Source organism: Kitasatospora sp. NPDC059646 (assembly GCF_042734615.1).
Taxonomy (GTDB): Bacteria; Actinomycetota; Actinomycetes; order Streptomycetales; family Streptomycetaceae; genus Kitasatospora.
Genome location: NZ_JBHWDS010000002.1, coordinates 15,002 through 39,775, shown reverse-complemented (window position 1 = coordinate 39,775; position 24,774 = coordinate 15,002). Strand labels below are relative to the sequence as shown.

Annotated in this window: 25 protein-coding genes; 13 read left to right on the top strand and 12 right to left on the bottom strand. The window is 73.1% G+C overall.

Annotated elements, in window-relative coordinates; translation table 11 throughout:
* Positions 1-38 precede the first annotated feature (38 nt).
* The 6 genes from ACFV1L_RS01480 to ACFV1L_RS01455 all read left to right on the top strand — a co-directional run bounded on the left by ACFV1L_RS01480 (position 39) and on the right by ACFV1L_RS01455 (position 7,213).
* Positions 39-1,100 (top strand): BMP family protein, encoded by a 1,062-nt coding sequence (locus ACFV1L_RS01480; protein ID WP_380361902.1) that lies wholly within the window; start codon positions 39-41, stop codon positions 1,098-1,100.
* An 80-nt stretch (positions 1,101-1,180) separates the two neighbouring features.
* Positions 1,181-3,019 (top strand): ABC transporter ATP-binding protein, encoded by a 1,839-nt coding sequence (locus tag ACFV1L_RS01475; RefSeq protein ID WP_380361900.1) that lies wholly within the window; start codon positions 1,181-1,183, stop codon positions 3,017-3,019.
* Between the two features lie 4 nt (positions 3,020-3,023).
* Positions 3,024-4,190 carry an ABC transporter permease gene (locus ACFV1L_RS01470; protein WP_380361898.1) on the top strand — a complete coding sequence of 389 codons (1,167 nt, stop codon included), beginning with the start codon at positions 3,024-3,026 and terminating at the stop codon, positions 4,188-4,190.
* A complete protein-coding gene (locus ACFV1L_RS01465) occupies positions 4,187-5,449 on the top strand; it encodes an ABC transporter permease (RefSeq protein ID WP_380361896.1) in 1,263 nt (420 codons plus the stop codon). Before ACFV1L_RS01470 ends, ACFV1L_RS01465 begins: the two co-directional genes overlap by 4 nt.
* Complete coding sequence (locus ACFV1L_RS01460) at positions 5,446-5,832, top strand: cytidine deaminase (protein WP_380361894.1); 387 nt, start codon at positions 5,446-5,448, stop codon at positions 5,830-5,832. The genes ACFV1L_RS01465 and ACFV1L_RS01460 overlap by 4 nt, the downstream gene beginning before the upstream one ends.
* Before the next feature lie 103 nt (positions 5,833-5,935).
* On the top strand, positions 5,936-7,213 hold the full coding sequence (locus tag ACFV1L_RS01455) for a thymidine phosphorylase (RefSeq protein ID WP_380361893.1): 1,278 nt from the start codon (positions 5,936-5,938) through the stop codon (positions 7,211-7,213).
* 31 nt (positions 7,214-7,244) lie between these two features.
* Here ACFV1L_RS01455 and ACFV1L_RS01450 read toward each other — a convergent pair whose 3' ends face one another.
* Both ACFV1L_RS01450 and ACFV1L_RS01445 read right to left on the bottom strand, forming a co-directional pair.
* A complete protein-coding gene (locus tag ACFV1L_RS01450; RefSeq protein ID WP_380361891.1) occupies positions 7,245-7,739 on the bottom strand; it encodes a Uma2 family endonuclease in 495 nt (164 codons plus the stop codon).
* A 56-nt stretch (positions 7,740-7,795) separates the two neighbouring features.
* The gene (locus ACFV1L_RS01445; RefSeq protein WP_380361889.1) at positions 7,796-9,067 is read right to left on the bottom strand and encodes an MFS transporter; all 1,272 of its coding nucleotides are present in this window, start codon (positions 9,065-9,067) and stop codon (positions 7,796-7,798) included.
* A gap of 64 nt (positions 9,068-9,131) precedes the next feature.
* Between ACFV1L_RS01445 and ACFV1L_RS01440 the strand changes: the two genes are divergently transcribed.
* From ACFV1L_RS01440 to ACFV1L_RS01430, 3 genes are all read left to right on the top strand, one after another.
* Positions 9,132-10,088: a LysR family transcriptional regulator gene (locus ACFV1L_RS01440; RefSeq protein ID WP_380361887.1), complete on the top strand. Its 957-nt coding sequence runs from the start codon at positions 9,132-9,134 to the stop codon at positions 10,086-10,088.
* Positions 10,089-10,430: 342 nt separating this feature from the next.
* Complete coding sequence (locus ACFV1L_RS01435) at positions 10,431-11,579, top strand: adenosine deaminase (RefSeq protein ID WP_380361885.1); 1,149 nt, start codon at positions 10,431-10,433, stop codon at positions 11,577-11,579.
* 207 nt (positions 11,580-11,786) lie between these two features.
* On the top strand, positions 11,787-12,275 hold the full coding sequence (locus tag ACFV1L_RS01430) for a hypothetical protein (protein WP_380361883.1): 489 nt from the start codon (positions 11,787-11,789) through the stop codon (positions 12,273-12,275).
* A gap of 111 nt (positions 12,276-12,386) precedes the next feature.
* On the opposite strand, the gene ACFV1L_RS01425 is transcribed toward ACFV1L_RS01430, so the two are convergent.
* A complete protein-coding gene (locus ACFV1L_RS01425; RefSeq protein WP_380362177.1) occupies positions 12,387-12,569 on the bottom strand; it encodes a PspC domain-containing protein in 183 nt (60 codons plus the stop codon).
* Between the two features lie 332 nt (positions 12,570-12,901).
* On the opposite strand from ACFV1L_RS01425, the gene ACFV1L_RS01420 reads away from it, so the two are divergent.
* Both ACFV1L_RS01420 and ACFV1L_RS01415 read left to right on the top strand, forming a co-directional pair.
* Positions 12,902-13,687 carry a hypothetical protein gene (locus tag ACFV1L_RS01420; RefSeq protein ID WP_380361882.1) on the top strand — a complete coding sequence of 262 codons (786 nt, stop codon included), beginning with the start codon at positions 12,902-12,904 and terminating at the stop codon, positions 13,685-13,687.
* Between the two features lie 273 nt (positions 13,688-13,960).
* Positions 13,961-14,749, top strand: a complete 789-nt coding sequence (locus ACFV1L_RS01415) for a hypothetical protein (protein WP_380361881.1) — start codon at positions 13,961-13,963, stop codon at positions 14,747-14,749.
* On the opposite strand, the gene ACFV1L_RS01410 is transcribed toward ACFV1L_RS01415, so the two are convergent.
* From ACFV1L_RS01410 to ACFV1L_RS01395, 4 genes are all read right to left on the bottom strand, one after another.
* Complete coding sequence (locus ACFV1L_RS01410; protein WP_380361879.1) at positions 14,734-15,258, bottom strand: VanZ family protein; 525 nt, start codon at positions 15,256-15,258, stop codon at positions 14,734-14,736. The two genes, ACFV1L_RS01415 and ACFV1L_RS01410, sit on opposite strands and share 16 nt — an antisense overlap.
* Positions 15,259-15,434: 176 nt before the next feature.
* Positions 15,435-15,761, bottom strand: coding sequence for a hypothetical protein (locus ACFV1L_RS01405; protein ID WP_380361878.1), 327 nt, complete (start codon positions 15,759-15,761; stop codon positions 15,435-15,437).
* Positions 15,758-17,266 carry an ATP-binding protein gene (locus tag ACFV1L_RS01400; RefSeq protein WP_380361876.1) on the bottom strand — a complete coding sequence of 503 codons (1,509 nt, stop codon included), beginning with the start codon at positions 17,264-17,266 and terminating at the stop codon, positions 15,758-15,760. Before ACFV1L_RS01400 ends, ACFV1L_RS01405 begins: the two co-directional genes overlap by 4 nt.
* Positions 17,267-17,294: 28 nt before the next feature.
* On the bottom strand, positions 17,295-17,972 hold the full coding sequence (locus tag ACFV1L_RS01395) for a response regulator transcription factor (RefSeq protein ID WP_157032061.1): 678 nt from the start codon (positions 17,970-17,972) through the stop codon (positions 17,295-17,297).
* A gap of 263 nt (positions 17,973-18,235) precedes the next feature.
* Here ACFV1L_RS01395 and ACFV1L_RS01390 point away from each other — a divergent pair, with 263 nt between their 5' ends.
* Complete coding sequence (locus ACFV1L_RS01390) at positions 18,236-19,069, top strand: SigE family RNA polymerase sigma factor (RefSeq protein ID WP_380361875.1); 834 nt, start codon at positions 18,236-18,238, stop codon at positions 19,067-19,069.
* 185 nt (positions 19,070-19,254) lie between these two features.
* A complete protein-coding gene (locus ACFV1L_RS01385) occupies positions 19,255-19,731 on the top strand; it encodes a DUF6328 family protein (protein WP_380361873.1) in 477 nt (158 codons plus the stop codon).
* Positions 19,732-19,738: 7 nt separating this feature from the next.
* On the opposite strand, the gene pth is transcribed toward ACFV1L_RS01385, so the two are convergent.
* From pth to deoC, 5 genes are all read right to left on the bottom strand, one after another.
* Positions 19,739-20,314: an aminoacyl-tRNA hydrolase gene (pth, locus tag ACFV1L_RS01380; protein ID WP_380361872.1), complete on the bottom strand. Its 576-nt coding sequence runs from the start codon at positions 20,312-20,314 to the stop codon at positions 19,739-19,741.
* 28 nt (positions 20,315-20,342) lie between these two features.
* Entirely contained in the window at positions 20,343-20,978 is a 636-nt protein-coding gene (locus tag ACFV1L_RS01375) for an ATP-binding protein (RefSeq protein WP_380361870.1), read from the bottom strand.
* Positions 20,979-21,169: 191 nt separating this feature from the next.
* Entirely contained in the window at positions 21,170-22,072 is a 903-nt protein-coding gene (locus ACFV1L_RS01370; RefSeq protein ID WP_380361869.1) for an aldehyde dehydrogenase family protein, read from the bottom strand.
* Positions 22,065-23,558, bottom strand: a complete 1,494-nt coding sequence (locus tag ACFV1L_RS01365) for an aldehyde dehydrogenase family protein (protein WP_380361867.1) — start codon at positions 23,556-23,558, stop codon at positions 22,065-22,067. Before ACFV1L_RS01365 ends, ACFV1L_RS01370 begins: the two co-directional genes overlap by 8 nt.
* A gap of 5 nt (positions 23,559-23,563) precedes the next feature.
* A complete protein-coding gene (deoC, locus tag ACFV1L_RS01360; protein WP_380362176.1) occupies positions 23,564-24,550 on the bottom strand; it encodes a deoxyribose-phosphate aldolase in 987 nt (328 codons plus the stop codon).
* Positions 24,551-24,774 lie beyond the last annotated feature (224 nt).

The following is a 24,774-nucleotide window of genomic DNA, read 5'->3' as shown; positions in this document are numbered from 1 at the left end:
GACCACGCCAACCGGGTGTGTGAGAAGGAGAAACTCCCTTGCGCCGTTCACTCAAGCTCGCCGCGGCCGTGCTCTCGGGTTCCCTGGGCATCGCCTCGCTCGCCGCCTGCGGCGCAAAGAGCACCGACAACAACACCTCCGCCGGCGCCGGCTCCGGCTCCGGTCTCAAGGTCGGCATGGCCTACGACATCGGCGGCCGCGGCGACCAGTCCTTCAACGACTCGGCGGCGCGTGGTCTGGACAAGGCCAAGTCCGACCTGGGCGCGGTCATCAACGAGGCCGAGGCCAAGTCCGGCGAGTCGGAGGGCGACAAGGAGCAGCGCCTGAAGTCCCTGGTCACCAGCGGCTTCAACCCGGTCATCGCGGTCGGCTTCGTCTACCAGGACGCGGTCAACAAGGTCGCCAAGGACAACCCGAACGTCAAGTTCGCGATCATCGACTCCAACTCGCCCGACCAGCCGTCCAACGTGACCTCGCTGACCTTCTCGGAGGAGCAGGGCTCCTTCCTGGCGGGCGTGGCCGCGGCCAACAAGTCGAAGTCCAAGCACATCGGCTTCATCGGCGGCGTGCAGTCCGAGCTGATCAAGAAGTTCGAGGCCGGCTACACCGCGGGCGCCAAGTCCGTCGACCCGAGCATCGCGGTCGAGGTCACCTACCTCACCACCCCGCCGGACTTCACCGGCTTCGCCGACCCGGGCAAGGGCAAGCAGGCCGCGCAGGGCCAGCTCGACAAGGGCGCGGACGTCATCTACTCCGCCGCCGGCTCCTCCGGCAGCGGCGCCATCGAGGCCGTCGCCACCGCCGGGAACGGCAAGTGGGCGATCGGCGTCGACTCCGACCAGGCCAAGCAGCCGGCCCTGGACAAGTACAAGGACCACATCCTCACCTCGATGGTGAAGAACGTGGACACCGCCGTGTTCTCCTTCGTCAAGTCGGTCAAGGACGGCAACGTCCAGTCCGGCATCAAGAACTTCGACCTGAAGGACGGCGGCGTGTCGCTGGCCACCACCGGTGGCTACATCGACGACATCAAGGCCAAGATCGACGCCGCCACCCAGCAGATCACCAGCGGCGCCACCAAGGTTCCGACCGCTCCGTAAGGGCCGACGCCCTGCATCGGCGCCGCCCGCCCACCGGGCGGCGCGTGGTCTGACACATCGCACGGAAGGGGCTCGGACGGATGCGCCCAGCGCATCCACCGGGCCCCTGCCCGTCTCCGCACCGGTCGTCCCGGTGCCCGTCCGGCGGCCGCCACCCCGGGCCCCCCGAGCCTCCAGCCGACCCCCTGAGCCTCCAGCGCGACGAAGCGCCCGACGACCAGCAGGAGATCGCCATCACCCCCTCCGACTCCGCCTCCCCCGGCGGCACCCCCAGCGCGGGGACGGCGACACCGGCCGTCGAACTGCGCGGCATCACCAAGCGCTTCCCCGGCGTGGTGGCCAACCACGACATCGACATCACCGTGCAGCGCGGCACCGTGCACGCCCTGATGGGCGAGAACGGCGCCGGCAAGTCCACCCTGATGAAGATCCTCTACGGGATGCAGAAGCCGGACGAGGGCACCATCGCCATCGACGGCGAGCAGGTGGAGTTCTCCACCCCCGCCGACGCGATCGCCCGCGGCATCGGCATGGTGCACCAGCACTTCATGCTGGCGGACAACCTCACCGTCTGGGAGAACATCGTCCTCGGCGGCGAGAAGCTGTACGGCATCGGCGCGAAGGCCAAGGCCCGGATCCGCGAGCTCTCCGACCAGTACGGCCTGGACATCCGGCCGGACGAGCTGGTCGAGGACCTCGGCGTCGCCGACCGCCAGCGGGTCGAGATCCTCAAGGTGCTGTACCGCGGCGCCCGGATCCTGATCCTGGACGAGCCGACCGCGGTGCTGGTCCCGCACGAGGTCGACGCGCTGTTCGACAACCTGCGCGAGCTCAAGGCCGAGGGCGTCACCGTCATCTTCATCTCGCACAAGCTGCACGAGGTGCTCTCGGTGGCCGACGCGATCAGCGTGATCCGCCGCGGCACCACGGTCGGCGACGCCGACCCGAAGACCGTGACGGCCCGCCAGCTCGCCGAGCTGATGGTCGGCGCCGAGCTGCCCTCCCCGGAGAGCCGCGAGTCCACCGTCACCGACGTGGAGATGCTCAAGGTCGAGGGCCTGCGGATCGCCAAGCCGGACGCCGAGGGCGTCGAGCGCGTGGTGCTGGACGACATCTCGCTGCGCATCCGCAAGGGCGAGATCCTCGGCATCGCCGGCGTCGAGGGCAACGGCCAGGCCGAACTGGTCGAGGCGATCATGGGCATGCTGCCGCTGGACGCCGGCACCGTCACGCTGGACGGCGCCGACCTGACCGGCTCGCTGACCCGGGCCCGCCGGGAGGCCGGCATCGGCTACATCCCGGAGGACCGGCACCGGCACGGCCTGCTGCTGGAGGCCCCGCTCTGGGAGAACCGGATCCTCGGCCACGTCACCGAGCGGCCCAACTCCAAGGGCCTGCTGCTCGACCCGGCCGGCGCCCGCGCCGACACCCAGCGGATCGTCGAGCAGTTCGACGTGCGCACCCCCGGCATCGAGGTCACCGCGGCGTCGCTCTCCGGCGGCAACCAGCAGAAGCTGATCATCGGCCGCGAGATGAGCCACGACCCGAAGCTGCTGATCGCCGCCCACCCGACCCGCGGCGTGGACGTCGGCGCGCAGGCGCAGATCTGGGAGCAGATCCGCTCCGCGCAGCGCGAGGGCCTGGCGGTGCTGCTGATCTCCGCCGACCTCGACGAGCTGATCGGCCTGTCCGACACCATCCGGGTGATCTACCGCGGCGCGCTGGTCGCCGACGCCGACCCGGCCACCGTCACCGCCGAGGACCTCGGCACCGCGATGACCGGCGCGGCCACCGGTCACATCGCCTCCGACCCGGAGGCCGTCGCCGCGGCCCAGGCGCTCGCCGCCGAAGCCACCGAGGCGGCGCCCGACCGGGGACCGTCCACCGACACCGCCGACGACGAGCAGGCGGGGGAGTAGCCACATGACCAGTCCCAACCCCCCGGCTGCGGAAGCGGCCAAGCGGCCGCTCTCGCAGCGGATCGACCTGGAGCGGATCGGGCTCGCCCTGGCGGCCCCCGTGCTGGCCGTGCTGCTGTCGGTGATCATCGCCGGCACGCTGCTGGCGGTCTCCGGCCGCGACCCGTTCGACGCGTTCACCATCATGTGGAACTACGGCACCGCGTCGGACGGCCAGGTCGCCGTCCTGAACAAGGCGACCGTCTACTACCTGGCCGCGGCCGCCGCCGCGTTCGGGTTCCGGATGAACCTGTTCAACATCGGCATCGAGGGCCAGTACAAGCTGGCCATGATGTTCGCCGCGTTCGTCGGCACCCAGATCGACCTGCCGGCCTTCCTGCAGATCCCGCTGCTGCTGATCGTCGCGATGTTCGTCGGCGGCCTGTGGGCGTCGATCGCCGGTGTGCTGAAGGTCTACCGGGGCGTCAGCGAGGTCATCTCGACCATCATGCTGAACGCCATCGCCACCGCCGTGATCGGCGTGCTGCTGGTGCCGGGCATCCTGGCCCCGAAGACCAGCGGCACCACCAACTCCATCCAGACCGCGAAGATCTCCGAGTCCAGCCACTTCTTCTCGTTCGAGACGCAGGGCGGCACCCTGTGGGGCTTCATCGTGATCGCGGTGCTGGTCGGCGTCGTCTTCCAGTTCACCCTGAACCGGACCCGGTTCGGCTTCGACCTGCGCGCCACCGGCCGCTCGGAGTCCGCCGCCAAGGCGTCCGGCGTCAACGTCAAGCGCATGGTGATCACCTCGATCGTGGTCTCCGGCGCGCTGGCCGGCCTGGTCGGCCTGCCCGAACTGATGCAGAACACCCCGTACTTCGGCCAGAACGTGCAGACCGGTCTGGGCTTCGTCGGCATCTCGGTGGCGCTGCTCGGCCGCAACACCCCGATCGGCATCGCGTTCTCCGCGCTGCTGTTCGCCTTCCTGGACGCCTCCGGCGCCCAGCTGCCCACCCGGGGCGACTACCCGTCCGAGATCATCCCGGTGATCCAGGGCACCATCGTCATCTGCGTCGTCGTGGCCTACGAACTGGTGCGCCGCTTCGGCCTGAAGCGCCAGCAGCAGAAGGTCGGCGCCGAGCTCGCCGCGCAGGCTGCCGCGGCCGCCCAGAAGGAGGTGGCGGCATGAGCACCGCTGTCGCCAAGCCGAAGTCGTCCGCCCTGCCCGCGAAGAAGTCCAAGCTGACCTGGCCGGTGGTGCTGCTGCTGATCGCGCTCGCCCTGGTGCTGTTCGCGGTGGTCGGCGCGGTCACCGGCAACCACGGCCTGACCTCCTCGGGCCAGATCTCCGCCGCGCTGTCCTCCGCCGTGCCGATCGCGATGGCGGGCCTCGGCGGCCTGTGGTCCGAGCGGGCCGGCGTGGTCAACATCGGCCTCGAAGGCATGATGGTGGCCGGCACCTTCTGCGGCGCCTGGGGCGGCTTCCTGGTCAACCCGTGGGTCGGCCTGCTGGCCGGCATGGCCGGCGGCGCGCTCGGCGGTCTGCTGCACGCGCTGATCACCGTCACCTTCGGGGTGGACCACATCGTGTCCGGCGTCGGCATCAACCTGCTGATCCCCGGCATCTGCGCGTACATGAACCGGATCTACTACAAGGACTACGTGGCCGACGGCGCCGGCGCGAACCAGTCGCCGCCCGCCGACTCGCTGCCCTCGTTCACCCTCCCCGGCCTGTCGAGCTGGCTGGACGGCATCGAGAAGCACCACTGGTTCCTGGTCTCCGACGTGGCCGGCATCGTCCGCGGCGTGGTCACCGACCTGTCGGTGGTCACCCTGATCGCCGCCGCGTTCCTGGTCGCCAGCTACTTCGTGCTCTGGCGCACCGTGTTCGGCCTGCGGCTGCGCTCCTGCGGCGAGAACCCGACCGCCGCCGAGTCGCTGGGCGTCAACGTCTACAAGTACAAGTACCTCGCGGTGATCACCTCCGGCGCCTTCGCGGGCCTCGGCGGCGCGTACCTGTCGCTGGTCGCCGCGCACTTCTACCGGGACGGCCAGACCCAGGGCCGCGGCTTCATCGGCCTGGCCGCGATGATCTTCGGCAACTGGATGCCGGGCGGCCTGGCCGCCGGCGCGGGCCTGTTCGGCTTCACCGACAGCCTCCAGCTGCGCGACGCCGACTCGGTGCACGTGCTGCTGCTGGTGGTCGCCATCGCGATGACGATGCTCGCGCTGTGGCACTTCTACCGCCGCAAGTTCGTGGCCGGCGCGATCAGCATCGTGGTGGCCGGCGGCGTCGCCCTCTGGTACGCCACCACCGAGGCCGTCCAGCGCCCGCTGATCGTCGCCACCCCGTACGTGATCACCCTGGTGGTGCTCGCGCTCGCCGCCCAGCGGCTGCGGATGCCCAAGGCCGACGGCCAGATCTACCGCAAGGGACAGGCCAAGTGACCGAGGTGGACTGGGAGGCGCTGCGGGCCGCGGCCCGCGAGGCCATGCGCCACGCCTACGCGCCGTACAGCAAGTACCCCGTCGGGGCGGCCGCGCTGGTCGACGACGGCCGTACGGTGACCGGCTGCAACGTGGAGAACGCCTCCTACGGCCTCGGCCTGTGCGCCGAGTGCGGCCTGGTCTCGGCGCTGTACGCCAGTGGCGGCGGCCGGCTGACGGCGTTCACCTGCGTGGACGGCGCCGGCGAGCTGCTGATGCCGTGCGGGCGCTGCCGGCAGCTGCTGTTCGAGCACGGCGGGCCCGACCTGCTGGTCGAACTGCCCTCCGGGGTGCGGCCGATGAGCGAGGTCCTGCCGGACGCGTTCGGGCCGGACAAGCTGTAGACCGGCCGGCTTTCTCTGGCTGATTGCGTTGTTACGCGCGTAGAGTGTCGCGGGAGGACATCCCGCGGCACTCTTCGCATTTCACACTCTCTGGAGCACCTGCATGGACGCCATCTCCGTCATCCGGGCCAAGCGCGACCGGGGCGAACTGACCGACCCCCAGATCGACTGGGTGATCGACGCCTACACCCGCGGCGAGGTCGCCGACGAGCAGATGTCCGCCCTCGCCATGGCCATCCTGCTCAACGGCATGACGCCCCGTGAGATCAGCCGCTGGACCGACGCCATGATCCGCTCCGGCGAGCGCATGGACTTCTCCTCGCTCGGCGTCCCGACCGCGGACAAGCACTCCACCGGCGGCGTCGGCGACAAGATCACCCTCCCGCTCGCCCCGCTGGTCGCCGCCTGCGGCGCCGCCGTCCCGCAGCTCTCCGGCCGCGGCCTCGGCCACACCGGCGGCACCCTCGACAAGCTCGAATCCATCCCCGGCTGGCGCGCCCTGCTCTCCAACGACGAGATGCTCGCCGTCCTGCGCGACTGCGGCGCCGTCATCTGCGCCGCCGGCGACGGCCTCGCCCCCGCCGACAAGAAGCTCTACGCCCTGCGCGACGTCACCGGCACCGTCGAGGCGATCCCGCTGATCGCCTCCTCGATCATGTCCAAGAAGATCGCCGAAGGCACCGGCGCCCTCGTCCTGGACGTCAAGGTCGGCTCCGGCGCGTTCATGAAGAACCTCGACGACGCCCGCGAACTCGCCCGCACCATGGTCGGCCTCGGCCGCTCCGCCGGCGTGGCGACCGTCGCCCTGCTCACCGACATGTCCACCCCGCTCGGCCTCACCGCCGGCAACGCGCTCGAAGTCCGCGAGTCGCTGGAGGTGCTGGCCGGCGGCGGCCCCGCCGACGTCGTCGAACTCACCCTCGCCCTCGCCCGCGAGATGCTCGCCGCCGCGGGCGTCCACGGCAAGGACCCGGCCGAAGCGCTCCGCGACGGCTCCGCGATGGACCACTGGCGCCGCATGATCACCGCCCAGGGCGGCGACGCCGACGCCCCCCTGCCCGTCGCCCGCGAGACCCACGTCCTCCCCGCGCCCGCGACCGGCGTCCTCACCGCCCTCGACGCCTACGCCGTCGGCGTCGCCGCCTGGCGCCTCGGCGCCGGCCGCGCCCGCAAGGAGGACCCGGTCCAGGCCGGCGCCGGTGTCGAACTCCACGCCAAGCCGGGCGACACCGTCACCGCCGGCCAGCCCCTCCTCACCCTCCACACCGACACCCCCGAGCGCTTCCCCTACGCCCTCGAAGCCCTCGCCGACGCCGTCACCGTCGCCCCGACCGGCACCCTGTTCACCCCGGCGCCGATCGTCCTCGACCGGATCGCCTGACAGGCCGTCACGACGTCCTGCGCGCGCCCCGTCAGGTGTACGTGCGCAGGACGCCGGTGTCGAGGGTCCACGGGCCGACGGTGATGACGTCCCCGAAGACGAAGTCGGTGCGGCGGGCGTAGCCCGGCTCGTCGTGGATGATCCCGGTGCCCTTGCGGGGGTCCACCAGCAGGTAGAGCGGGATGCCCATGGCGGCGTAGTCGGCGACCTTGGCCCGGTAGTCGTTCCCGGGATCGGACGCCGAGACGATCTCGACGACCATCAGCACCTGGTGGGGCAGCAGCGCGGGCTTCTCGTCGTCCAGGGCCGCCTCGGCGAACACCATGAGGTCGGGGTTCCGGAGCCGCCCCAGCCCGGGGTCTTCCAGATCCGCCCCGCCGTGGGCGAGGTAGCCCGGGTGGGTCCGGGGGAGCTGCTCGTTGAGCTTCCGAGCGAGGCGAACGACTGCGAGTTCGTGCCGCTTCACCGGCGACATCGTCATGACGATCCCGCCGTCCGCGTTCTCGACCTTCCCTGTCCCCGGCACCTGCGGCAACTGGCCGGCGATCTCGCGGAGCCTGGCGAACGCGGCGGGGTCGGTGCTCAGGCCCGGAGTGTATCGACGGCCGTCGCCCGGCGGGCCGTGGTGGCGCGGTGGGTGGCGTAGAGGGTGACGCCGGCCGCGCAGGCCATGGCGGCGAGGGCGACGGCGGCGGTGCCGGACCAGCCGGTGGAGTGGTAGGCGTCGGCGCCGATCGTGCCGCCGAGGCTGTTGCCGAGGTAGTAGGCGATCAGGTAGAGCGCGGAGGCCTGGGCGCGGCCGGTGGTGGCGGTGCGGCCGACCGCGGAGGACGCGGTGGCGTGGCCCGCGAAGAAGCCGGCGGTGATCAGGACCAGGCCGAGGATCGCGCAGAACAGCGAGCCGGCCAGCGACAGCAGCAGACCCGCCGTGGTGGTGCCGATCGCCAGGTAGAGGGTGCCGCGGCGGCCCCAGCGCGCGGTCAGCCGGCCCGCGGAGGCGGAGGACGCCGTGCCGACCAGGTACACCACGAAGATCGACGCGGCGACGGACTCCGGCAGGTGGAACGGCGCCGAGGTCAGCCGGTACCCGACGGTGTTGTAGACCGCGCCGAACACCGCCATGAACAGCATGCCGAGCGCGTACAGCCGCAGCAGCAGCGGGTTGCGCAGGTGCCCGGCGACGGTGGCGGCCAGTGCCCTCGGGTCCACCGGCGCCCGCCGGAAGTGCCGGGCCTGGGGGATCAGCAGCCGGAACGCGAGGACGGCGAGCAGCGCGAGCGCGGCCGAGACGGCCAGGCCCCAGCGCCAGCCCCACGCGGCCGCCGCCCAGCCGGAGACCAGGCGTCCGCCCATCCCGCCGATCGAGTTGCCGGCCACGTACAGGCCCATCGCGGAGGCGAGCGCCGCCGGGTGCACCTCCTCGGCGAGGTAGGCCATGGCGGTGGCCGGGAGCCCGGCGAGGGCCGCGCCCTGGACGGCCCGCAGCACCACCAGCGCGGTGAGGTCGGGGGCGAACGGCAGCGCGAGGGCGAGCAGCGCGGCGGCGAGGGTGGAGGCCGTCATCACGGCGGTGCGCCCGTAGCGGTCGGACAGGGCGCTGGCGGGCAGCAGGGCGAGCGCGAGGCCGAGCGTGGATGCGGAGGCCGTCCAGCTGGCCTGACCGGGCGTCAGGTCCAGGTCGGCGGAGAGCACCGGCAGCAGGCCCTGGGTGGAGTACAGCAGGACGAAGGTGGCGACGCCCGCCGCGAACAGGGCGAGGTTGGCGCGGCGGAAGTCCCGGCTGCCCGGGCGCAGACGCAGGTCGGAGACGGATTCGGGGGCGGGCGCGGACGCCTCGGTACTGGCGGGCTGCATGACGTCGACGCTATGACCGCGCCGGCTCATGCGTCCAATGCATGAATGCTGGATTATTCATGCCATGACGCATGAGAGCAGCTCCGCGCCGGTCCGCCTCGCGGAACTCGGTCCGGACACCGATGTGACGCGCCTCGCACCGCAGTTGGCCGAGTTCGCGGCCGTCGCCCGGCTGGAGCACGTCACCCGCGCCGCGCAGCTGCTCGGCATGCCGCAGCCCACGCTGTCCCGGGCCGTCGCCCGCCTGGAGTCCGAACTCGGCGTCGACCTGCTCGCCCGGCAGGGCCGCACCGTCCGCCTCACCCGGGCCGGCCGGCTGCTGCTGGACGCCGTCGAACGGGCCCTCGCCGAAGTCGAACGCGGCGCGGAGGCCGCCAGGGCGGAGGCCGATCCGGCGGCCGGCCGGGTCGCGTTCGGCTTCCTGCACACCATGGGGACGGACGCGGTGCCCGCCCTGCTCCGGGGCTTCCGGGCCGGGCACCCGCAGGTGCGGTTCCAGCTGGTGCAGGACTACGTCGCCGCGATGCTCGAACGCCTGCGGGCCGGGGAGCTCGACCTCTGCCTGGTCTCCCCGCTCCCGGACACCCCCGACCTGACGGCCCGTCCGCTCGACGAGCAGCGGCTCTACCTGACCGTCCCCGCGGACCACCGCCTCGCCGTCCGCCGTCGCATCCGCCTCGCCGAGGTCGCGAACGAGACCTGGGTGACGGTCGAGGAGGGCTACGGCCTGCGCCACATCATGGAGGGCTTCTGCGCCGAGGCCGGCTTCACCCCGCGCATCGCCTTCGAGGGCGAGGAGGTCGAGACCCTCCGCGGCCTCGTCGCCGCCGGCCTCGGCGTCGCCCTCCTGCCCCCGTCCCTCGTCCCCCGCCCCGGCGTCGTCGAACTGGAGGTCACCGCCCCCCGCACCCGCCGGGCCATCGGCCTGGCCTGGCATGCGGCCCGCCCACTGACCCCGCCGGCGGCCGCCTTCCGGGACTTCGTCCTGTCCCGCCGCGGCAGCATCCTGACCCACGACTGAGGGCCGCGCCGCGCCGGGAGGCCGGGGAGGGCCGGCCGGTCGGGCGGGGTGCGTGCCGGGGCGTTCCGCTTCGCGACGGGGAGGGGCTCCGGTCCGCGCCGGCAGCTGGCCGGGTGGGCGTGTCCGCGTGGCTTTCCCCCGCTGCGCGGCGGGGAGTTCTCCCGGTGGCGCGGCGTTCCGCTTCCCGGAGGGCGGGTGGCCGGGTGACGGACTTCGCATCGCGCGCGCCGGCCGCGGCGGTCCGGTCCGGGCCCGGGTGGCGGGGGCGCGCGGGGGAGGTCGTTCGGGGGCGGGGCGGTGCGGCGGTAGGTGATCTACGCGCGTAGGCGTTATGCTCCGGCAATGGAGAAGCAGATCCCTGGCATCGCGGGCACCACGGCCCCGCGCGTTCCCACGTCGGAGCAGATCGTCCGGGCGCCGAAGGTGCTGCTGCACGACCACCTGGACGGTGGCCTGCGGCCGGAAACGATCGTCGAGCTGGCCGCCGAGTGCGGCTACGAGAACCTGCCCACCACGGACCCGAAGGCTCTCGGTGAGTGGTTCCGGGAGGCGGCGGACTCCGGGTCGCTGGAGCGCTACCTGGAGACGTTCGCGCACACCTGCGCGGTGATGCAGACCCGCCGGGCGCTGGTCCGGGTCGCCGCGGACTGTGCGGAGGACCTCGCGGCGGACGGCGTCGTGTACGCCGAGGTGCGGTACGCACCGGAGCAGCACCTGGAGGGCGGGCTGAGCCTCGACGAGGTGGTGGAGGCCGTCAACGAGGGCTTCCGGCTGGGCGAGGCGAACGCCCGGGCGCGCGGCCATCGGATCCGGGTCGGGACGCTGCTGACCGCGATGCGGCACGCGGCGCGCTCGCAGGAGATCGCGGAGCTGGCGAACCGTCACCGGGACCGCGGCGTGGTCGGGTTCGACATCGCGGGCGCCGAGGCCGGTCACCCGCCGACCCGGCACCAGGCGGCGTTCGACTACCTCAAGGGCGAGAACAACCACTTCACGATCCACGCCGGCGAGGCGTTCGGCCTGCCGTCGATCTGGGAGGCGCTGCAGTGCTGCGGCGCGGACCGGCTCGGCCACGGCGTGCGGATCGTGGACGACATCACGGTCGGCGAGGACGGCCGGGTGGAGCTCGGGCGGCTGGCCGCGTACGTGCGCGACAAGCGGGTGCCGCTGGAGATGTGCCCGACGTCGAACCTGCAGACCGGGGCCGCGGCGTCGTACGCCGAGCACCCGATCGGGCTGCTCGCGCGGCTCAAGTTCCGGGTCACCGTCAACACCGACAACCGGCTGATGAGCGGTACCAGCATGAGCCGTGAGTTCGAGCACCTGGTGGAGGCGTTCGGTTACACGCTGGGCGACCTGGAGTGGTTCACCGTCAACGCGATGAAGTCGGCGTTCCTGCCGTTCGACGAGCGGCTGGCGATGATCAACGACGTCATCAAGCCGGGCTACGCGGAGCTCAAGGCCGAGTGGCTGTTCGGTCCGCGCGCCTGACGTCCCGCCGGTGACGGGCGGCCCCCGAGTGGTCAACGTCCATGGAGATGGTCGGACTTATCACTCGGGGGAGTGGTCGGATTTTGAACGGCGAGCAGGCTTGTCACTACGGTGAGCCGGTCACTGCTGACGCGGTGTGACGGCTGCGCCCTGAATCCCCCGGGCGTCCGCTCCCGCACCGACCCGACCAGGACTGAGGACGCACACATGAAGCAGGCCACTCTGAAGGCCGCCGGCACCGCCGTGCTCGGCGTCGTCGCCGCCGCCGTCGCCGCGGGCACCGCCTCGGCCGCGCCGGTCGCCCCCGGCGGCCTCGGACTGCCGACCGGCGCGCTCACCAACCCGGGCGTGACCGGTGCCGCCACCGGTGCCGTGAGCAAGCTGCCCGGCGCCGACCAGCTCGGCACCGTGACCGGCGCGCTCAACCCGGCCGCGGGCAACGCCGCGCCCGGCACCGCCTCGGCCGCCGCCGAGCAGGCCAAGCCGGTCGCCGAGCACGTCGGCCCGGGCGGTGTCGACCCGCAGGCCGCCCCCGCGGCCGAGGTCGGCCACCGGGTGGGCGGCCTGGACGCCATCCCCGGCGGCCAGGGTCTGGCCAAGACCCCGGTCGGCAGCGTGGTCGGCACCCTGAGCGGCCTCACCCCGACCGGTGGCGGCGCCCCCGGCCTGCCGAGCCTGCCCGGGCTGGGCGGCTGACGCCGACGACGCGTCAGGGCAGCTAGCAGCAACGCCCGAAGGGGCCGTCCCGCAGTGCGGGGCGGCCCCTTCGGCACGGGTCGGACGGGCGGTGGGGTCGGGCGGGGCAGGTCACGGCTCCTGGGGGAGCAGCAGCCACAGGGCCAGGTAGATCAGGAACTGCGGGCCGGGCAGCAGGCAGGACACCAGGAAGATGGTCCGGACCGTCCACGGGGTGAGCCCGAAGCGCTGGGCGATACCGGCGCAGACGCCGCCGATGATGCGGTTGTGTCGGGGACGGGCGAGGACGCTCATCTTCTCCTCCGAGGAGTGCTGCCGGGTCGGGCGGTCCGACCGGGCTGACTCCATGGTCCCGCCGCGACCTGCGGTTTTCCGTCCACCGCGGTGCGGATTCGGACCCGGAGGCCCTCCCCGTCCGGGTGGACGCCGACCTAGGGGTCCGCTCCGGGGCGGACCCCGAGATTGAGTGCCGGGCCGCTGGGTAACGGTGCTTGTTCGAACCGCCGGTAACGGTGGTGCCCGGTCGGGTCGGGCTGGGAGACTCGCGCGACCGGGATCGTTCGGAGAACGACCGGAATCGTCGGAGAACGACCGGATCACCGGCGGACGAGCGAGGGGGACGGGCGATGCGGGCGGGACAGTGGCCGGCCACGACGGCGCTGGTGGGGCTGGTCGTGCTGGGGATGGCCGGGGTGGTGTCGGTGGCGGCCTGCGAGCCGCACCGGGGCACCGGCGAGGCTCCCGCGGCGGAGGCGGGCGGCGCGCTGGAGAACCTGCCGGCGGACCGGATCGTGGCGAAGTCGCGGGAGGCGGACGCGGGCCTCACCTCGCTCCGCGGGACGGTCCGGCTGGAGCAGGAGTCGGGGACGCTGGAGTACGCGCTCTCGGTCGACCGGGACGGGGCCTGCACGGGGACGGTGTCCCAGGGCGGCGTCGAGGCGGAGGTGCGGCGGCAGGGCGGCACGGTGTGGGTGAAGCCCCCCGCCGCGATGCTGCGGGCGACCGTGCCGGACGCGGGGCCCGAACTCGCCGACAAGTGGCTGACCAACGCGGGCCTCCTCGGCGGGCTGTACGCCGGGTACTGCGACGCCGTCCTCAGGTTCGCGACCGGCGGCGGACCGTTGAAGGCGACCGACCCGGTGGAGTGGAGCCGGAACGCCGTCCGGCCGGTGGGCGGCACCCGGGCGGTGATCCTCGGCTTCCGCCCGGAGGGCGCCGGGCAGGGCGGGCCCGGGACGATGGCGATCGCCGCCGAGGGCCCGCCGTACCTGCTGGCGGTGGACCAGGCCGGGAAGAACCCCCTGGCGATGCGGTTCGACTCCTTCGGCGAGCCGGTGACGGTCACCCCGCCCCCCGCCGACCAGGTGGTCGACGCCGGCGGCTACCGGATCACCCTCGGCATCCAGCGCTGATCCGGCGTCAACCGGCGGCCGGCTCGATGCTGCTGAGCGGCTTCGGCGCGCCGGTGAGCATCACCCCGCCGCCGCCCGCCGACCGGGTGGTCCGCCTCGGCGAGGAGGGCGGCGACGAGTACGGGGGCGGTGCGGGGGACTTCTGACGGCTCGTCGGGTATGGGCGGATGTAAAGGCTGATTAAAGGAAGAGGAGGCGGTGCGGGGGGCCGCCACCCCCGGCTGTCAGACTCGCGCATCCGATCGTCATACGACCGAACAAGGAACGTTTCTGATGCGTGCGAACCGCCTGCTGGCCGCGACCGTGCTGTCCTCCCTGGCTCTGGCCGGGCTGACGGCCTGTGGCTCGGACAGCGGCACCGGCAAGTCCACCACGCCCGCCACCCCCGCGGCCTCGGCCTCGAAGGCCGCCGCGGCCGGCGGTTCGCTGGAGAGCCTGCCGGTGGACGAGATCTTCAAGCGGGCGCAGGCCGTCGGCAGCAAGGTGACCGCCGTCAAGCTGGCCTTCTCGCTGAAGGCCGACGACGGCACCATGAGCGGCGAGGTCGCCGAGGACGGCACCGGCAACTGCGCCGGCACCATCTCGCTGCAGGGCCAGGGCAAGGTCGAACTGCTGCGCAAGGGCACCACGGTGTGGCTGAAGCCGGATGCCTCGTTCCTGAACGCCGTCGCCCCGGGCAAGGGCGCCGCCCTGAGCGGCAAGTACCTGACCGCCCCGACCGACGCGGCCCGGGCCAAGCAGCTCACCGCGTTCTGCGACCTCGGCCTGCAGACCCTGAAGAACATCGGCGTCGAGGAGGACGGCAGCACCTCCCCGATGACCGGCACCAAGTCCGGCACCAAGCAGGTCGGCGGCACCAAGGCCGTGGTCATCACCGACAAGGACGGCGGCACCTCCGCGGAGGTCGCCATCGCCGCCGAGGGCCAGCCCTACCTGCTGTCGCTGGTCACCACCGGCACCGACGAGGGCAGCATGACCTTCAGCGACTTCGACAAGGCCGTCACGGTCACCGCACCGCCCGCCTCGCAGGTCGTCGACGGCAGCGCCTACCTGAAGGGCTGAACCTGACGCCCGCCCAGGGCACGGGCCGGGACGGGGCGCGGACGCGCCTCCTCCCGGCCCTGCGCCGTACCGGGCCGCGGGTCCGGCTGCGGCCGCGGCGCGGACGGGCGGCGCACCGCGAAGGCCCGCAGCACGGGCATCAGCAGCAGGTGGGCGAGGGCCGCGCCGAGCGTGCCGAGCAGCACGTCGTCGACGTTCAGCACGTGGCCCGGCGCCCAGCCCTCGACGATCTCCAGGCCGGTGCCGAGCAGGGCGACCGCGCCGGTGGTGCGCAGGAAGGACAGCACCCGGGCGCGGCGCGGGGTGCCGACGGCGAGCGGCAGCAGCACGCCGAGCGGGGCCAGCGGGAGCAGGCCGGACAGCGCCCGGCGGACGGCGGCGAGGCCGCCGGCGGCCATCGCCTCGTGCACCGAGGCGAACGGCGTCAGGTTGGACGGGCCGGTCCACGGCGCCGTGACCGGGCGGAGCGCCAGCCAGCCGAGCACCAGCAGGTGGAGGGAGAGCAGCACCCGGGCCGCCGGCCGGAGCCGGTACGGTGCCGCCGGACCGACGGCCCGCTCGGCCGTCGGCTCCCCGTTCGGGTGATCGGATCGCGCAGTGGTGTGCACATTCCGGGGGACGCGACCGGTAGCGGACCGGTTCCCGCGCGCCGGTGCGGCGCGCGGCACACCCGCCGCGGCGGACCTCAGGGGCAGTGGCTCGCCGACGGGGCGCCGAACACCCCGCCGGGGGCCGACGCGGTCGGCGACGGCACCGCCGACCGGACGGCCGCGGCGGCGGAGGCGCCCGCGCCCGGGGTCGCCGAGGGCCGCCCGGTCGGCGCCGGCGTGGCCGCGGCCGGGACGGACGCGGCGGGCGCGACCGGCATCAGCACCGACGTCGGGCAGGCGGTGCGGCTGGCGGGCGCCCCCGCGTCCACCGGGACGGCGGTCGGGCGGATGCCGCAGCCGGCGAGCAGGACCGTGGAACCGGCCAGCAGGACGACGGCGCCGAGGCGGCGGCGGGCGGTCATCGGGCCTCCTCCCGGCCGGCGGCGGGCGGCTGGGTGAGCGGCAGGGTCAGGGTGAACACGGCACCGCCCTCCGGGTGGTTGGCGGCCGTGATGGTGCCGCCGTGGATCCGGGCGTTGGCCTCGGCGATGGACAGGCCCAGACCGGAGCCCTCGGACCGGGCCCGGCCCTTGTCGGCCTTGTAGAAGCGGTCGAAGACGTGCGGCAGCACGTCCTCCGGGATGCCGGGGCCGCCGTCGGAGACCGACACCACCACGGTGTGCGCGTCGTCGTCCTGACGGACCGTCACCTTCACCGGCGAGCCGCCGTGCTTGAGCGCGTTGCCGATCAGGTTGGCGAACACCACGTCCAGCCGGCGCGGGTCGACCACCGCCAGGATGCCGCGCGGGGCGTCCAGTTCGACCGCGTCGTACCAGGCCCGGCCGTCGATGCAGGACATGATCAGGTCCGCCATGTCGACCTCGTCGGCGACCAGCTTGGCGGTGCCCGCGTCGAAGCGGGTCACCTCCATCAGGTTCTCGACCAGGTTGGAGAGCCGCCGGGTCTCGGACACCACGATCCGCACCGCCGGCTCGATCATCGGATCGAGCGAGTCGGCCTCGTCCTCCAGGATGTCGGTGACGGCCGTCATCGCGGTCAGCGGGGTGCGCAGCTCGTGCGACATGTCGGCGACGAACCGGCGGGACTGCGCCTCGCGCGCGCTCAGCTCCGCGACCTGCTCCGACAGCGACTCCGCGGTGCGGTTGAAGGTCCGCGCCAGGTCGGCCAGTTCGTCGTTGCCCTCGACGTCCAGCCGGGTGTCCAGCTCGCCCTCGCCGAGCCGCCGGGCGGCGTCCCCGAGCCGGCGCACCGGCCGCAGCACCGTCGCCGACGCGGCCTGCGCCAGCAGCGCCGAGCCGACCAGCGCCAGCAGCGTGGCGATCGCCAGCGAGACGCCCAGGGTGTTCAGGTCGGCGCGCTCGTTCTGCAGCGACTTGAACATGTAGGCGGTCGGCCCGTCCGGCACCACCTTCGTCCCGCCGACCACGTACGGCCCGGCCAGGTTCACCCGCTGCCAGTACAGGTGGTACGCGTACGGGTTGCCCGGGCCGGTCTCGCGCGGCTTGTTGACCGCGGTGACCAGCGCCGGCGGCACCTGCTTGACGGTGAACGCGATCGGGTCGGACGAGGCGGTGCAGCCCGGCTGCGACTCGTCGACCACCACCACGTCGTACGCCAGGCCGGAGCTCGCCACCTTCACCGCCAGCGCGGCCAGGTCCTGGCAGCTGGGGTGGAGCGGCAACTCCGAGACGTTGCGGGTCAGCGAGCCCCGGAAGTCGTTCAGCGAGGCGTTCTGGGCGCGCTTGAGGACCGCGTCGCGGTTCAGCCAGTAGGCGATCCCGGACGCGGACACCGCGGTGACCAGCGCGACCGCGGCGAACACCGCGATCAGTCGGACCCGCAGCGAACTGAGCCGCCGCCAGGACGCCGAACGGAACCGGCGCGGCGCGGACTGATGCTCTGTCAAAAAGGGCTCACCAGGCAGAAGGGAGACGTCACGCGGGCGGGTCCAGACGGTAGCCCACCCCGCGCACGGTACGGATCAGCGTCGGCGCGGACGGCACGTCCTCGACCTTCGCCCGCAGCCGCTGCACGCACGCGTCCACCAGGCGGGAGTCGCCCAGGTAGTCGTGCTCCCACACCAGCCGCAGCAGCTGCTGGCGGGACAGCGCCTGCCCCGGGCGGCGGCTCAGCTCCAGCAGCAGCCGCAGCTCGGTCGGGGTCAGCTGGAGGTCCTGGCCGTCCTTGGTCACGGTCATCGCCGAACGGTCGATCACCAGGCCGCCGTACGCCGCCGAGTCCGAACTCTCCCGCTCACCGCGCCGCAGCACGGCGCGGATCCGGGCGTCCAGCACCCTCGGCTGCACCGGCTTCACCACGTAGTCGTCGGCGCCGGACTCCAGGCCGACCACCACGTCGATGTCGTCGGAGCGCGCCGTCAGCAGGATGATCGGCAGCTGGTCGGTGCGCCGGATCCGCCGGCACACCTCGAAGCCGTCGATGCCCGGAAGCATCACGTCGAGCACGATCAGATCCGGACGCTGCTCCTTGAACAGGCGCAGACCGTCCTCGCCGGACGCGGCGGAGGCGACCCGGTGACCCTGGCGGGTGAGGGCGAGTTCGAGGCCGGTGCGAATGGCGTCGTCGTCCTCGATCAGAAGCAGGAAAGACACGGAGGTCATTGTGACCCACCCGGACCCCGGAAGCACCCACCCGGGTGATCCTCGCCCGCCCGGGAACCGGACCGGCCCGCTCCGGCGTCAGCCGATACGGAGCCGACGACCGTCCCCGACCGGGCGTCCTTGTGACAGCCCTGTGACAGTCGACAGACACCGCCATGACGAGCGACCGGCAGGATTTTCCTTGTCGCCGCAACCGGGCCGGACCCGGAAGCGGCGGAGCAAGGAACCGCTCGTACCGACCATGGGGGTGCCCGATGACCGCAACGCTGACGACCCGAAACGCCGGGCCGCGTGCAGCCGTGCTGGGCACCAACCGGCCGCGTCACGAGGAGGAGAACACCGGCGCCGTACTCGTACGGGGGTGCGCACACAGCGCCGGAACCCGCCGCCCGGTTGTGGGGACCAGGGGCGGGGACACCACCCACGGCAGGACCGGCGGCAACGGCCTCGCCGGGCCCGCCGCGGGACGGATGCTGCGGCTCGCGCCGCAGACCTTCCGAGGGGAACAGGCCGAACAGGGAGGCGCGCAGGGGGAGCACCCGGCGGCCGCGAAGGACGAGGCACGCGACATCGCCGAGTTCACCGCGTACGTCCGCGAGCGCCGCGCCTCCCTGTACGCCACCGCCTACCACCTGACCGGCGACCGCTACGAGGCCGAGGACCTGCTGCAGTCCGCGCTGTTCTCGACCTACCGCGCCTGGGGCCGGATCACCGACAAGGCCGCGGTCGGCGGCTACCTCCGCCGCACCATGACCAACCTGCACATCTCCGCCTGGCGCCGCCGCAAGGTCAACGAGTACCCGACCGAGGAACTCCCCGAGCACGCCGGCGACACCGACGCGATGGGCGGCACCGAGCTGCGCACCGTGCTCTGGCAGGCGCTCGCCAAGCTGCCCGAGAACCAGCGCACCATGCTCGTGCTGCGCTACTACGAGGGCCGCACCGACCCGGAGATCGCCGACGTCCTCGGCATCAGCGTCGGCACCGTGAAGAGCTCCATCTGGCGCGCGCTGCGCCGGATGCGCGAGGACGAGCAGCTCAACCGCTCCGGCGACACCGTGCACGCCTTCGGCGAGCTGGTCGCCTGAGCACACAGAACTCCCGTCGGGGGGACGGGTGGTGGGGAAGGTGAAGGACAACGGCGGACCGCTCGGGGGAGCGGGCCGCCGGGGGCTGTCCGGCACCGCAGGCGCAGGCGGGTCCCGGTGCGGGGGAGAAAGCACCGGGGCCCGCCTCCGTCCTTCCCGGCCGCGCCGACCGCGACAATGAGCGGATGGACGATCCCGTCGCGGAAACCCCGCAGGCCCGCGCCGACCGGCGGCTGGTCGAACTGCTCCAGGAACTCCGGGTGCTGCAGACCGGCGTGCAGATCGTCTTCGCGTTCCTGCTCGGCGTCGCCTTCACCCCGCGCTTCGCCACCCTCGACGACGCCCGGCAGGACCTGTACGTGCTGGTGCTGCTCCTCGCGGTGGTCGCCGCCGCGGTGCTGGCCACCCCGGTCGCCCTGCACCGCGGCCTGTTCCACCACCCCGACCGGGCCCGGATCGTCAAGGTCTCCGCGCGGATCGCCCAGGTCGGCCTGATCCTGCTGGCGATGGCGCTCAGCGGCGCCGTCCTGCTGGTCCTGGCCGTGGTCCTGGGCTTCCCCGTCGCAGTGCCGATCACCGCGGTGATCGCCCTGGTCTTCACCGGCCTGTGGTTCGTCCTGCCCTGGGCGGTCCGCCGCGGGCTGCCCGCCCCGCCCGAGTGACGGCGGGTCAGCGCGCGTCCGCGGTGTGCAGCACGTCCTGGGCGCGGTTCAGGCCGCGGCGCACGAGCGTCTCCACGGCGTCCGCGCAGCGGTCCAGCAGCTCCGGCATCCGCTCCCGCTCCTCGGCCGAGAACTCCTGCACCACCCACTGGTCGACCCGGGTGCCCTTCGGCGGCCGGCCCACGCCCACCCGCAGCCGCGCGTAGTCGGCCGTGCCCAGCGCGCGGTGCACCGAACGCGCGCCGTTGTGGCCGCCCGGGCCGCCGCCGCGCTTCAACCGGGCCGTGCCGAACGGGAAGTCCAGGTCGTCCTGGACCACCACCAGCCGCTCCAGCGGCACCCCGTGACGGCGCAGCAGCGCCGCGACCGGACGCCCCGACAGGTTGATCGACCACTGCGGTTCGGCCAGCAGCACGGTCCGGCCGTCCAGCGCGAACGAGGCGGTCCGGGTGGTCAGCCCGCGCCAGCGGGCGCCGTGCCGCCCGGCCAGCCGGTCCGCGACCAGGAAGCCCGCGTTGTGCCGGGTCCCCGCGTACCGGCGGGTCGGATTGCCCAGCCCCGCCACCAGCCAGCGCTCGTCCACGGCCGTTCCCCCTCGCTCCGGTTGTCCCTCAGACCAGTTCGGCGGGCAGCTGCCGGGCCACCGAGGCGATCCGGCGGCCCGCCTCGACGCCGGAGCAGGCGTACGAGCCCAGCTCGACCTGCCGGGCGACGATGCCGCGCTCGGCGCGCATCAGGCGCCAGCCGCGGCGCAGCAGGTACGGGATCGACTTGCGGCCCTCCCGGACGTCCCGGCGGAAGCGCCGCCACGCCGTGGTGGACGGCTTGTTGCGCAGGCACAGCGCGTCGCCGAGCAGGCCCTCCGTCTCGCAGCGGCGCACCAGTTCGGCCGCGAAGATGCCCTCCGCGACGAACGCCGCCGCGCCGTCCAGGGCGAGCGCGTGGCTGCCGGAGCGGCCGTTCGCCGGGATCGAGTACACCGGCACCTCGGCCCGCCCCTCGAACGCCAGGGTGCGGATCGCCGCCAGCGCCTGGTCGCCGTGCCAGGAATCCGGCGAGTCCCAGTCCGGGCCGCCGCCGTCCGGCAGCTGCGGCAGCGTCGGGTCGTCGCCGTCCTTGTAGAAGTCGTCGAGCTGCAGCACCGGCAGCCCGCTGCGCTCGGCCAGCGAGGACTTCCCCGACCCCGAGGGGCCCGACAGCAGGATGACGCGGGATATCGGTCGGCGGTTCAGCGGGGAGTCACTCACGAGATACCAGTCTGAGGCATCCGACGGGCTGGTCGTAACCCGCCGGTCGGCCCCCGTTCGGGGCCGGAGGGCATGAGGACGGGCCCGCACCAGGGGGGGAGAAGTGCGGGCCCGTCGCGGCCGCCCGGGCCCCCGGGGGGGTAGGGGCGCTGAGGGCGGCCGGTCTGTGTGGAGTTGGCCGGTCGGGCGGGCTAGATGCCCATCGGGTGCCAGACCGTCTTGGTCTCCAGGAAGGAGAGCAGCCGCCCGGTGCCGGGGGAATCCGTCCAGTCCTCGGCGGACGGGTCGGCGGCCGGTCGGACCACTCGCTTCAATGTATCCGCCGCCGAAGCCTCCAGGGCCGCCGCCGCGCCGGGGCCGTCCGGGTCGATCGCACCGGCCAGGTCGAGCGCGTTGACGTCCTGGTGGGAGGCCAGGGTCGGGGCGATGTCGGCGGTCCGGCCGGAGATCAGGTTGACCACGCCGCCCGGAACGTCCGAGGTGGCGAGCGCCTCGCCCAGCGACAGCGCCGGCAGCGGGGCCTGCTCGGCGACCGCCACCACGACCGTGTTGCCGGTGGCGATCGCCGGGGCGACCACCGACACCAGGCCGAGCAGCGAGTAGCCGTGGCCGGCCCGCGGCGCGACCACGCCGACCACGCCGGTCGGCTCCGGGGTGGACAGGTTGAAGAACGGCCCCGCCACCGGGTTGGCGCCGCCCGCGACCTGCGCGACCTTGTCCGTCCAGCCCGCGTACCAGACCCAGCGGTCGATCGCCGCGTCCACCAGCGCCGCCGCCTTCTTGGCGCCCAGCCCCTCGGCCGCGGCCACCTCGGCCGCGAACTGCTCACGGCGGCCCTGCAGCATCTCGGCCACCCGGTACAGCACCTGCCCGCGGTTGTACGCGGTCGTGCCCGACCAGCCCTTCACCGCCGCACGGGCGGCCAGCACCGCGTCCCGGGCGTCCTTGCGGGTCCCCAGCGGGGCGTTGGCCAGCCACTGGCCCTTCGCGTCCTGCACCTCGTACACCCGCCCGCTCTCCGAGCGCGGGAACTTCCCGCCGACGTACAGCTTGTAGGTCTTGAAGATGTCCAGTCGGACAGTCTGCTCAGACATCGAGGTACGCCTCCAGACCGTGGCGGCCGCCCTCGCGGCCGTAACCGGACTCCTTGTACCCGCCGAACGGCGAGGTCGGGTCGAACTTGTTGAACGTGTTCGCCCACACCACGCCCGCCCGGAGCCGGTTCGCCATCCACAGGATGCGCGAGCCCTTCTCCGTCCAGATGCCTGCGGACAGCCCGTACGGGGTGTTGTTGGCCTTCTCCACCGCCTCGGCGGGGGTGCGGAAGGTCAGCACCGACAGCACCGGCCCGAAGATCTCCTCGCGGGCGATCCGGTGCGCCTGCGAGACGCCGGTGAACAGCGTCGGACGGAACCAGTAGCCCGCGCCCGGCAGTTCGCACTCCGGCGCCCAGCGCTCGGCGCCCTCCTGCTCGCCCGCCGCGGCCAGCTCGGTGATCCGGGCCAGCTGCTCGGCCGAGTTGATCGCGCCGATGTCGGTGTTCTTGTCCAGCGGGTCGCCGACCCGCAGGGTGCCCATCCGGCGCTTCAGCGCGTCCAGCAGCTCGTCCTGCACCGACTCCTGCACCAGCAGGCGGCTGCCCGCGCAGCACACGTGGCCCTGGTTGAAGAAGATGCCGTTGACGATGCCCTCGACGGCCTGGTCCAGCGGCGCGTCGTCGAACACGATGTTCGCGGCCTTGCCGCCCAGCTCCAGGCTCAGCTTCTTGCGGGTGCCGGCCAGCTGCTTGGCGATCGACCGGCCCACCGGGGTGGAACCGGTGAAGGCGACCTTGTTCACGTCCGGGTGCGCGGTCAGCGCCGCGCCGGTGCGGCCGTCACCGGTGACGATGTTCACCACACCGTCCGGCAGACCCGCCTGGCGGCAGATCTCGGCGAACCGCAGGGCCGTCAGCGGGGTGGTCTCGGCGGGCTTCAGCACCACCGTGTTGCCGGTGGCCAGCGCCGGGGCGACCTTCCACGCCAGCATCAGCAGCGGGAAGTTCCACGGGATCACCTGCGCGGCGACACCCAGCGGACGCGGGTTCGGCCCGTAGCCGGCGTAGTCGAGCTTGTCGGCCCAGCCCGCGTAGTAGAAGAAGTGCGCGGCGACCAGCGGCAGGTCGACGTCCCGGGTCTCCCGGATCGGCTTGCCGTTGTCGATCGACTCCAGCACCGCCAGCTCGCGGCTGCGCTCCTGCACGATCCGGGCGATCCGGAACAGGTACTTGGCGCGCTCGCTGCCCGGCAGCGACGACCAGTCGGCGAACGCCTTCCGCGCGGCCTGCACCGCCCGGTCCACGTCCTCCCCGGTGCCCTGCGCGAACTCCGCCAGCACCTGCTCGGTCGCCGGGTTGACGGTCTTCAGCGACTCCGAACCGGACGAGTCGACGAACCGGCCGCCGATGAAGTGGCCGTAGGACGTCGCGATCTCGCCCGCGGCGGCCGGGGACTCCGGGGCCGGGGCGTACTCGAACAGGCCGGCGGCCTTCGCGGGCTGCACGGGCTGCTCGGTCTCGGTCTTCTTGTTGGTCTTCGCCATCGTGGTCAGTCCACCGTCACGTAGTCGGGACCGGAGTACCGGCCGGTGCGGAGCTTCTGGCGCTGCATCAGCAGGTCGTTCAGCAGGCTGGACGCGCCGAACCGGAACCAGTGCGGGCTCAGCCAGTCGTCGCCCAGCGTCTCGTTCACCATCACCAGGTACTTCATCGCGTCCTTGGTGGTGCGGATGCCGCCGGCCGGCTTCACGCCGACCTGGGTGCCGGTCGCCGCACGGAAGTCCCGCACCGCCTCCAGCATCAGCAGCGTCACCGGGGGAGTGGCGTTCACCGCGACCTTGCCGGTGGACGTCTTGATGAAGTCCGCACCCGCGATCATCGCCAGCCAGGACGCCCGGCGGACGTTGTCGTAGGTCTGCAGCTCGCCCGTCTCGAAGATCACCTTCAGGTGGGCGGAGCTGCCGTCCGGGCGCCTGCACGCCTCCTTCACGGCGCGGATCTCCTCGAAGACCTCCAGGTAGCGGCCGGAGAGGAACGCACCCCGGTCGATCACCATGTCGATCTCGTCGGCGCCCGCGGCCACCGCCTCCGCGGTGTCCGCCAGCTTCACCGGCATGCCGGCCCGGCCGGACGGGAACGCGGTGGCCACCGACGCCACCTGGATCCCGCTGCCGCGCAGCGCGTCCTTCGCGGTGGCGACCATGTCCGGGTACACGCAGATCGCCGCGACCTGCGGTGCGGTGCGGTCGCCGGGGTCCGGGCTCAGGCCCTTCGCGCACAGCGAGCGGACCTTGCCGACCGTGTCCGCGCCCTCCAGCGTGGTCAGGTCGATCATCGAGATGGCGAGATCGATGGCGAAGGCCTTCGCGGTGGTCTTGATCGACCGCGTACCGAGAGTCGCTGCGCGCGACTCCAGGCCCACCTGGTCGACCCCGGGCAGGCCGTGCAGGAAGCGGCGCAAGGTGGCCTCGGACGCCGCGACGTCCGCGAGGCCGCCTCCCGTGGCGCCGGGGGCGTTGGCTGCAAGAGTGGACATAGTCACCAGACCAGCATATCTACGCGCGTAGGGAGCCGGTAGATGGGGCGGGCATTTGGGGCTGCGGGGTTCACCACCAGGGGCCCGGGGAACGGCGGCGCCGTGTCTGCGGGTGGTCGGAGGCGGCGAGGGGTTCACCACCAGGGGCCCGGGGAACGGCGGCGCCGTGTCTGCGGGTGGTCGGAGGCGGCGAGGGGTTCACCACCAGGGGCCCGGGGAACGGC

Bases quoted from the DNA above. Each gene is read 5' to 3' on its own strand.
- ACFV1L_RS01445 (WP_380361889.1), bottom strand. From the start codon at position 9,067: ATGCAGCCCGCCAGTACCGAGGCGTCCGCGCCCGCCCCCGAATCCGTC.
- ACFV1L_RS01365 (WP_380361867.1), bottom strand. From the start codon at position 23,558: ATGGCGAAGACCAACAAGAAGACCGAGACCGAGCAGCCCGTGCAGCCC.
- ACFV1L_RS01385 (WP_380361873.1), top strand. From the start codon at position 19,255: ATGGACGATCCCGTCGCGGAAACCCCGCAGGCCCGCGCCGACCGGCGG.
- ACFV1L_RS01390 (WP_380361875.1), top strand. From the start codon at position 18,236: ATGACCGCAACGCTGACGACCCGAAACGCCGGGCCGCGTGCAGCCGTG.
- ACFV1L_RS01470 (WP_380361898.1), top strand. From the start codon at position 3,024: ATGACCAGTCCCAACCCCCCGGCTGCGGAAGCGGCCAAGCGGCCGCTC.
- ACFV1L_RS01415 (WP_380361881.1), top strand. From the start codon at position 13,961: ATGCGTGCGAACCGCCTGCTGGCCGCGACCGTGCTGTCCTCCCTGGCT.
- ACFV1L_RS01455 (WP_380361893.1), top strand. From the start codon at position 5,936: ATGGACGCCATCTCCGTCATCCGGGCCAAGCGCGACCGGGGCGAACTG.
- ACFV1L_RS01430 (WP_380361883.1), top strand. From the start codon at position 11,787: ATGAAGCAGGCCACTCTGAAGGCCGCCGGCACCGCCGTGCTCGGCGTC.
- ACFV1L_RS01420 (WP_380361882.1), top strand. From the start codon at position 12,902: ATGCGGGCGGGACAGTGGCCGGCCACGACGGCGCTGGTGGGGCTGGTC.
- ACFV1L_RS01465 (WP_380361896.1), top strand. From the start codon at position 4,187: ATGAGCACCGCTGTCGCCAAGCCGAAGTCGTCCGCCCTGCCCGCGAAG.
- deoC (WP_380362176.1), bottom strand. From the start codon at position 24,550: ATGTCCACTCTTGCAGCCAACGCCCCCGGCGCCACGGGAGGCGGCCTC.
- ACFV1L_RS01370 (WP_380361869.1), bottom strand. From the start codon at position 22,072: ATGTCTGAGCAGACTGTCCGACTGGACATCTTCAAGACCTACAAGCTG.
- ACFV1L_RS01440 (WP_380361887.1), top strand. From the start codon at position 9,132: ATGACGCATGAGAGCAGCTCCGCGCCGGTCCGCCTCGCGGAACTCGGT.
- ACFV1L_RS01425 (WP_380362177.1), bottom strand. From the start codon at position 12,569: ATGAGCGTCCTCGCCCGTCCCCGACACAACCGCATCATCGGCGGCGTC.
- ACFV1L_RS01435 (WP_380361885.1), top strand. From the start codon at position 10,431: ATGGAGAAGCAGATCCCTGGCATCGCGGGCACCACGGCCCCGCGCGTT.
- ACFV1L_RS01475 (WP_380361900.1), top strand. From the start codon at position 1,181: ATGCGCCCAGCGCATCCACCGGGCCCCTGCCCGTCTCCGCACCGGTCG.
- ACFV1L_RS01405 (WP_380361878.1), bottom strand. From the start codon at position 15,761: ATGACCGCCCGCCGCCGCCTCGGCGCCGTCGTCCTGCTGGCCGGTTCC.